Below are 7415 nucleotides of genomic sequence, written 5' to 3'. Positions count from 1 at the left end.
CCCAGCCCGGAACTCCGGATCAAAGCGCCGCCGCGTGACTGCTGCCACGACCAAACCTCTCCCGGTTCGGTCTCCACGCTACGGGGGGATGCACAGAACCGACTCGGCCGGCGTCTGGCTAGGGTCTTCACCAAGGCCGAGACCGCAGAGCAGACACTTCAGCGTCTGCTAACCGAGGGCGGCGGGACGTACGAACACCGCCTGCTGAGTGAGCGCGTGGCCTTGGACGAACAAGCCCGCCGAATCGAGGCTGCCCAAACGGCAGGCCTGCACCTGAGCCGTGCCCGCCAGAGCGTCACAGCGAGTCGTCAGCGTCTGACGGAACTTCGCCAGCGCGAACGCGCCCTGCAGCGCCAACTGACCGCTCTCCGCCCATGGCACCGTACCCGCCGTCACACTCTTACGATCGCGCTTGGTGAACTCCGCCAACACCAGGACAGCCTCATCGATGAAGTCGCACGGATCAACACTCAGATCCCTGCACTGGAACAAGCTGCTCGTCTGGCCGCTGATCGGGCGCCATCTTCCGCCGCCTGGCCATCGATTCAGCAACACCATGCCAACTTGGCGGACACCTTGCCCTCCGCCCTAGAGGCGGCTCGCGATCGTGATCTCACCGCCGCCAGGAGATACGTCAATGAGCTTCGCCAGACCGCCAACCGCGTTCAAGGTGAGCTTGCCGCCATACGAGGTGAAATCTCCCATCGCCTCGACCTGACCCCCGACCAACGAGAGGCCGAACAGGCCATCCGCGCCAGGTACATCGCAGCGAACTCTACGGACGTCCTGAGGTCGGCAGCCTCACGCACTCCTGGCCGCCTCGAACCGCGAGGGCGGTCTCAGGCGTACCAACCAACGCCTCATCGCTCCAGCAGCCAGAACGATCAGGGCCGCGGTCTCTCCCGCTGAAGCCGAGAACAGGACGAGCGTGTGCACTCCTGAGTCGAGCTGGGGATTGGAGATTACAGAGAGGCGATGGGTGCGGTTCTACAGCCTCTCCGGTGCCTTCCTCGCCGCGGGAGCATAGTCGTCGGGAAGCCGCGCCTCCAGGTAGTCGACCCTCGCTACGCTCGGGCCGCTCCACCTGGACCCGCGGCTTCTCGACGACTGTTTCGCCGGAGCCGAGGAAGGCGTACGACTGAACCTGTCCACGCACACGCGTCTGGCATGTGGATGTTGCCCTATCAAGCGTGTCCGTTGCGCTGGCCCGTGGAACCGAGCGTCGACCTGCGTGGCGGCGGCTAATACGTTCCCCCGGTGTATAGGCGCCAGCGAGCTTCGAGGTCTGCAAGGCGAGTCTCAAGCCGTTCCACGTGCTCGGCGAGCTTCCGCACCTCGTCGAGCACCTGCTGAAGCTCAAGGGACGATGGCTGAGGGCTGCCAGGAGTCTTGATCACATATGTCCCGCGCGTTGAGTGCGCACTGACCAGGCCCTCGCGCGTGAGTTCGTCCAGCGCTCGGCGGATCGTCTCAATGGCGACGCCGTAGCGCTCGGACAACTGCCGCCGTGCTGGCAGCCGCTCGCCGACCTTCAGATGCCCCTCTCTTACCTCCCGACATAGGTCGTCGGCGATCTGAAGGTAGGCCGGACGTGGGTCGCTGAAGTCGGGCACTGACATGGCCCCAGGGTAAATGGGCTAGCTGTACCAGAGAAGCTGACAGGGAGTATTGCCTTCCGATTGAGCTAGTACAAACATCTCAACTAGTGTCCGTACCAGCAGGACATCCTGACCGAGAAGGTCTCGCAACTGACGGGCTAGGGGATCTCGTGGAGCAGTAGCGCCAATCGAAAACGACCTGGTCAGGAGACTGTCTATCTCGTTCAGATCGTCGCTCACCGGAGAGGGAAAACGAGGCATTTGAAACCCCTGACAAGGATCTGCAAGAAGAGTAATGATCCATACGGCGATCAGTGCCACAATACGGTCATGTCGCATCTCCACGGAGGAGGGCCTCTCGTCGCTCTGCTGGTGTCGGCCTGGCCGAATACCCGAAGACGGGAGGCCGGTGTTGATGGTTAGACCGATCCGGCTGCCGCCCCAACGACGACCGCTACACCTAAGGATCAACCGCAGCGCCCGCGTCGCTGACTTGTTGTCCTGCCGAGAGGCCAGCCATGACGTCCAGCTCGGCGTCACGAGGCGGCTTCCAACGGCCCCGGCGCCCATACCACCAAGCATGACGCCGGAGCCGTACCCCTACCGCTGACTAAGAACGAATAGGAGCACCCCCATCATGGCCGCATCCGTCCCCCGTAACCACCCAGCTCCGCACATCGTCTTACCGAGTGGACCCCCACGTCTGAAGCACAGCGCTGCCGCGGAGCTGCTCGCCATCCTGCTGGAGGCGTACGAGGTCCTGCAGACCAGTCACTCGGACGCAGCGTGAGGGAACCCATGGACATCATTCCCTTCGCCTTCTATGGCCGAGTCTCCACTGAGGACAACCAAAATCCCGAGTCCTCGCGGGCCTGGCAGATCACCCGTTCCCGCGCGCTCATCGAGCCGAGCGGGGGCGTGATCGTCGCCGAGTTCTTCGACATCGACAAGTCCCGCTCGATCCCTTGGGCTCGCCGCCCGCAAGCGGCGGCGTTGCTCGCCGAGCTGCGCAACCCCGATCGAGGCTTCGAAGCAGTGGTGATCGGCGAGCCCCACCGGGCCTTCTACGGCAACCAGTACGGCCTGACGATCCCGATCTTCGACCATTTCCGAGTCCCACTCTGGGTGCCCGAGGTAGGCGGCCCGATCGACCCGACCAATGAGGGCCATGACATGGTCATGAGCGTGTTCGGCGGGATGAGCAAGGGCGAGCGCAATCGCATCAAGATCCGTGTGCGAACCGCCATGTCCGCCCAAACGCAAATGGAAGGCCGGTTCCTCGGTGGTCGGCCGCCGTACGGCTACCGCTTGGCCGATGCTGGACCTCACCCCAATCCGGCCAAGGCGGCAGATGGGAAGCGCGCCCACCGTCTGGAGCTCGACCCCGCTGCCGCCCCCGTCGTGGAGGAGATCTTCTCGGCGTTCCTGGACGGATACGGCCTGTTCGCCATCGCCGAGAGGCTGAGCCGCAATGGGATCCCCAGTCCGTCAGCCCACGACCCAGGCAGGAATCGTCACCGCTCGGGCGTCGCCTGGTCCAAGAGCGCCGTGCGCGCGATCTTGACCAACCCTCGCTACACGGGCCACCAGGTGTGGAACCGTCAGCGCAAGGACGAAGTCCTCATCGACGTGGATGACGTCGGTCTGGGGCACACCACCAAACTGCGGTGGAACTCCAAGCAGGACTGGGTCTGGTCCGAGAAGATCGTTCACCCGCCCATCCTGTCGAAGCAGGACTTCGACGCCGTCCAGGCGACTCTGGCAGGGCGAGGCGATCGCCATACGGACAAGACTCGCAAGCGCACCCCGAAGCCGTACCAGCTACGAGGACTGCTGTACTGCGGCGTCTGTGACCGCAGAATGCAGGGCCAGTGGGTCAACGACGCGCCCTACTACCGCTGCCGCTTCCCCGAGGAGTACGCCCTGGCGAACCACCTCATGCATCCTCGCAACGTCTATCTACGAGAGGACCGAGTCGTCCCGCGGCTGGACCGCTGGCTCGGCCGGCTGTTTGCCCCGCACAACGTCGATCAGACCCTCGACATGCTTGCCGCCGCGCAGGACGTGGTCCCGCCCGAGGCCCAGGCCCTCGCCATGGCACGCCGCCAGCTCGCCGAGTGCGATCGCAAGCTGGCGCAGCATCGGGCGGCCCTTGAGGCAGGCGCTGACCCGGCTCTCGTCGCCGGATGGATCCAGGAGGAGCTCGTCCGCAAGAAAGCGGCCGAGCAACGTCTCAGCAGTGCGCACGCGCTGCCCCAGAAGCGGCTGAGACGTGATGAGCTGGCGGAGATCACACACAGGCTTGGAGACATGGTGCGAGTGCTCTCGAACGCCGACCCGATGAGGAAGGCCAAGATCTACGCGGAGATCGGCCTCCGGCTGACCTATCAGCCGTCGAAACAAAAAGTCCTGGTCACGTCTGCTCGTGACCAGGACCCCATAGGCGACCGGTTTGTGTCCGAGGGGGGACTTGAACCCCCATGCCCATCACTGGGCACTAGCACCTCAAGCTAGCGCGTCTGCCTATTCCGCCACCCGGACTTGGTGCCTGCACGCGGGACCGTCATCTCGCGTCGGCTCCGTAAGGTTAGCAAACTCTGGGGGGTGAGTCATACCAAGTATCGGCACAGGGGGAGGGGTCGCTCCTCCGGCGCCTTGCCGCCGGCCCCGTCCGACCACCCGGGTGACCCTCCTGGGTGACTTCCGTGAAGCGGACCGGCGTGTCCTTGGCCTTTTTCGGGGTCTCTGCTGAAAAGCCCTTGCGGCAACTTTGAGTGCTGCTACGGTTACGGATCGTTGAGGGGTGAGTCCACGGACCGGCCTCACGACGTGAGGCCGGTTCCGGAAGCTGGGAGGTCAGGTGGCACGCACGAAGGTCGGACAGTCGAGGGCGTCGTCCCTCGCTGTGCGCCGCGTGCCCACGACGTTCCCGGAACAGGACACGACCGCCGAGCGGGCCGACCGGATGGCGCGGTTCGCGGCCGGTGCTCGCGGAGTTGTCGTGCGGGCAGTCACGATGGGCGCCCTGGTGGCGGCCGGATGGCTGCTCGCAGTCGTGTTCGGAATGATGTCCGCCGCTCCGGCGGCCGCGGATGCCACCGCGGCCACCACGGGAGCCGCCGAGGCGTCCCCGGCTCCCCTTTCGGTCCCCCCTTCCCTCTCGGCGTCGGACAACGCCGAGGCGATGGCAGGGCGCACCGTGGACGGTCTCAACAGCCAGCAGGATCCTGGTCTGCCACCACCATCCTCCGCCGGAAAGATCTTGGACACCAATGGATTGGTGCCCAACGGTGGTGGCAGTGGCCCGTTCGGGCCCGGTATGGGGGATGTCGCTAGGTCCGGTGTCGACCCGCGGCTGCAGTACCAGCCCGCCGTCATGGCGCGCGTGCTGCCCCCCGTCGTCCGCACAGCGGCGGACGACCCTTCCTTCTCACCTGACTGATCCCGCCATTTCGGCACGCCCCGGACGACCCGTCCGGAGAGCGGCGGCGGAGCGTGGTCCCATCCCCTCCGCCGGCGGGTGAGACGTCAGTCAACCTGTTCGCGAATCCGAGGTCACCGCTGTGCGCGACCTCGCACGGCCTCGGCTGCCCGCGAACCGTTTCAGGTATCCCCCCAAGAACCACTAGGAGCATTCACCATGCGTACGTGGGCTAAAGCATCTACCCCTGCGGCCCTTCTGGCGGTCGCGGTCATGTCGTTCGGCAGCAGCGCGGCCCTCGCCGACACCTCGGGAGACTCCTCCGTCGGCGGCGGCAACCAGGTCAACCTGCCGATCAACCTGCCCATCGACATCAGCGGCAACGCGGTCGGCGCGGCCGGCCAGTCGACCGCCGGTTCCCAGGGCGGCGCCTCGGTCGAGAACGTCGGCCCGAGCGACATCCCCAACCGCACCTCCGGCAACTCCAGCGTGCTGGGCGGCAACCAGGTCAACGCGCCGATCACCGCGCCGCTGAACGCCTGTGGCAACGCGATCTCCTTGTTCGGCAAGTCGGACGCGGGCTGCCGGGGCGGCGCGACCGTCCACAACAAGGGCAAGGGTGGCGCCGGCGGAAACCAGACCTCGGGCGACTCCAGCCTCATCGGCGGCAACCAGCTCACGGCGCCGATCACGGCTCCGATCAACGCCTGCGGCAACGCGCTGGCCATCTTCGGCGACGCGACCGCGGGCTGCAAGGGCGGCGCCTCCGTGCACAACAGCGGCGTCGGCAACGCGGGCGGCAACCGTACGTCCGGGCGTTCCTCCGCGCTGGGCGGCAACCAGGTGATCGCGCCGGTCAACGCGCCGATCAACATCTGCGGCAACGCGGTGGCGGTGTTCGGGCGGGCGTTCGCGGGCTGCCAGGGCGGCGCCGGCGTCACCAACGCGGGCGGCGGCGGCTGGCAGCACCACATGGCCGCGCCGGGCTCCACGGGCAACGACACCGACGGGCGGTTCGGCGCGGGCAGCGGCAACCAGGTGATCGCCCCCATCACGGCGCCCATCACGGCCTGCGGCAACGCCGTCGGCAACGCGGTGGCCAACTGCCGGGGCGGTGCGACGGTGCTGAACACCCGCGCCGGTTCGGGGGCGGGCGGCAACACGACCTCCGGACGTTCGGGCGTGCTGAGCGGCAACCAGGTGATCGCGCCGATCACCGCTCCGGTCAACGTCTGCGGGAACGCGGTGGCCGCGTTCGGCAAGGCGTTCGCCGGGTGCAAGGGCGTCGTCTCGGTCAAGAACGGCGGCCGGGGCGCCGGTGGCAACCACACCTCCGGGCAGTCGGGCGTCGGGGCGGGCAACCAGGTCGTGGCCCCGATCACCGCGCCGCTCAACGTCTGCGGCAACGCGGCCGCGGTGCTCGGCGCCTCCAACGCCCACTGCAAGGGCAGCGCGACCGTCTCGCCGCACGACGGCGTGGGCGGCGGCGGCAACCACACCTCAGGGCGTTCGGGGGTGCTGAGCGGCAACCAGGTGATCGCGCCGATCACCGCTCCGGTCAACGTCTGCGGCAACGCGGTGGCCGTGCTGGGCGACGCCGCGGCGGGCTGCCTCGGCGGCGCGCACGTCGGCAAGCCGGGTTACCCGGGCGGCGGCTACAGCCAGTTCCTGCGCTCCACCGGCCACTCGGCCGCGGCCAAGAGCGGGCTGCTGCCCGCGGTGCCCGCCGTCCCCGCGTTGAACAGCGTCAACGGCGCCGGCGGCGCGGCCGGGCTGCCCAACGTCGGCGGCCTGCCGGTTCCCGGCAACGTGACGCAGCAGCTCCAGGGCTCGGGCCTGCCGGTCGGTGGCGGCCTCTCCTCGCTGCCGCTCGTGGACGACGCCTCCAAGACGCTGGGCCTGCCCGCCCTGCCCGAGCTGCCCGGCCTCCCCGGTCAGGCGCAGGCTCCGGCCCAGGCCACGCCCGGCAAGGTGGAGGTGCCGGCCAAGCCGTGGCAGAACCGCATCCCCGCCCGGCCCGGCAAGCGTCACCTCGCCGACAGGGCCGACAACGTGCGCAAGGCGCCGCCCCGTCCCTCGTCGCCGCTCTCCCCGGCCACTGACCTGCTCTCCTCCACCCCGGTCGGCGGCGCTGTGACGTCCGCCACCGGTGGCCTGCCCGTCGGCAACCTGGGCCTGATGAGCGCCGCCCAGCCCGCCGGCCTCACCGGGATGAACTCCAGCTCGGTGCTCGCGCTGCTGCTCGGCTCGATGTTCGCCGCTTCGGCCACGCTGTTCGCGACCGCCCGCCGGTTCCGGTTCGGCCGTAAGTAGATATACGGCATAGGCAGGTAAACACAGGTACCGCTACCGCTCACCCGCCGTGAGTGGTAGGCGAGAGATGCTTTGCCCGTTCC

General features: G+C 67.7%; 5 protein-coding genes, 1 tRNA gene and 1 pseudogene. 3 read left to right on the top strand and 4 right to left on the bottom strand.

Annotated features, from left to right (window positions below; translation table 11 throughout):
* Positions 1 to 168: 168 nt before the first annotated feature.
* Both ACIHAD_RS48015 and ACIHAD_RS48010 read right to left on the bottom strand, forming a co-directional pair.
* Positions 169 to 558 (bottom strand): hypothetical protein, encoded by a 390-nt coding sequence (locus ACIHAD_RS48015; RefSeq protein WP_397361580.1) that lies wholly within the window; start codon positions 556 to 558, stop codon positions 169 to 171.
* A gap of 683 nt (positions 559 to 1241) precedes the next feature.
* Positions 1242 to 1619, bottom strand: coding sequence for a GntR family transcriptional regulator (locus tag ACIHAD_RS48010; protein ID WP_397361579.1), 378 nt, complete (start codon positions 1617 to 1619; stop codon positions 1242 to 1244).
* 777 nt (positions 1620 to 2396) lie between these two features.
* On the opposite strand from ACIHAD_RS48010, the pseudogene ACIHAD_RS48005 reads away from it, so the two are divergent.
* Positions 2397 to 3509: pseudogene (locus ACIHAD_RS48005) on the top strand (recombinase family protein); the annotation flags it as partial.
* A 48-nt stretch (positions 3510 to 3557) separates the two neighbouring features.
* Here ACIHAD_RS48005 and ACIHAD_RS48000 read toward each other — a convergent pair.
* Complete coding sequence (locus tag ACIHAD_RS48000; RefSeq protein WP_397361578.1) at positions 3558 to 3845, bottom strand: hypothetical protein; 288 nt, start codon at positions 3843 to 3845, stop codon at positions 3558 to 3560.
* 208 nt (positions 3846 to 4053) lie between these two features.
* Positions 4054 to 4139 (bottom strand) — tRNA-Leu (locus tag ACIHAD_RS47995).
* Between the two features lie 373 nt (positions 4140 to 4512).
* Between ACIHAD_RS47995 and ACIHAD_RS47990 the strand changes: the two genes are divergently transcribed.
* Together ACIHAD_RS47990 and ACIHAD_RS47985 are read left to right on the top strand one after the other, a co-directional pair.
* Entirely contained in the window at positions 4513 to 5040 is a 528-nt protein-coding gene (locus tag ACIHAD_RS47990; RefSeq protein ID WP_397361577.1) for a hypothetical protein, read from the top strand.
* Positions 5041 to 5292: 252 nt separating this feature from the next.
* On the top strand, positions 5293 to 7332 hold the full coding sequence (locus ACIHAD_RS47985; protein WP_397361576.1) for a chaplin family protein: 2040 nt from the start codon (positions 5293 to 5295) through the stop codon (positions 7330 to 7332).
* The last annotated feature ends 83 nt before the right edge of the window (positions 7333 to 7415 follow it).

Origin of the sequence: Nonomuraea sp. NPDC052265 (genome assembly GCF_044547985.1) — a bacterium.
Taxonomy (GTDB): Bacteria; Actinomycetota; Actinomycetes; order Streptosporangiales; family Streptosporangiaceae; genus Nonomuraea.
Note: the sequence above shows the minus strand (reverse complement) of the source record. Positions and strands in the feature narration are given on the sequence as shown.

Excerpts from the sequence above, each read along its gene's own strand:
- ACIHAD_RS48015 (WP_397361580.1), bottom strand. The coding sequence starts at position 558 with ATGGTGTTGCTGAATCGATGGCCAGGCGGCGGAAGATGGCGCCCGATC.
- ACIHAD_RS48010 (WP_397361579.1), bottom strand. The coding sequence starts at position 1,619 with ATGTCAGTGCCCGACTTCAGCGACCCACGTCCGGCCTACCTTCAGATC.
- ACIHAD_RS47985 (WP_397361576.1), top strand. The coding sequence starts at position 5,293 with ATGTCGTTCGGCAGCAGCGCGGCCCTCGCCGACACCTCGGGAGACTCC.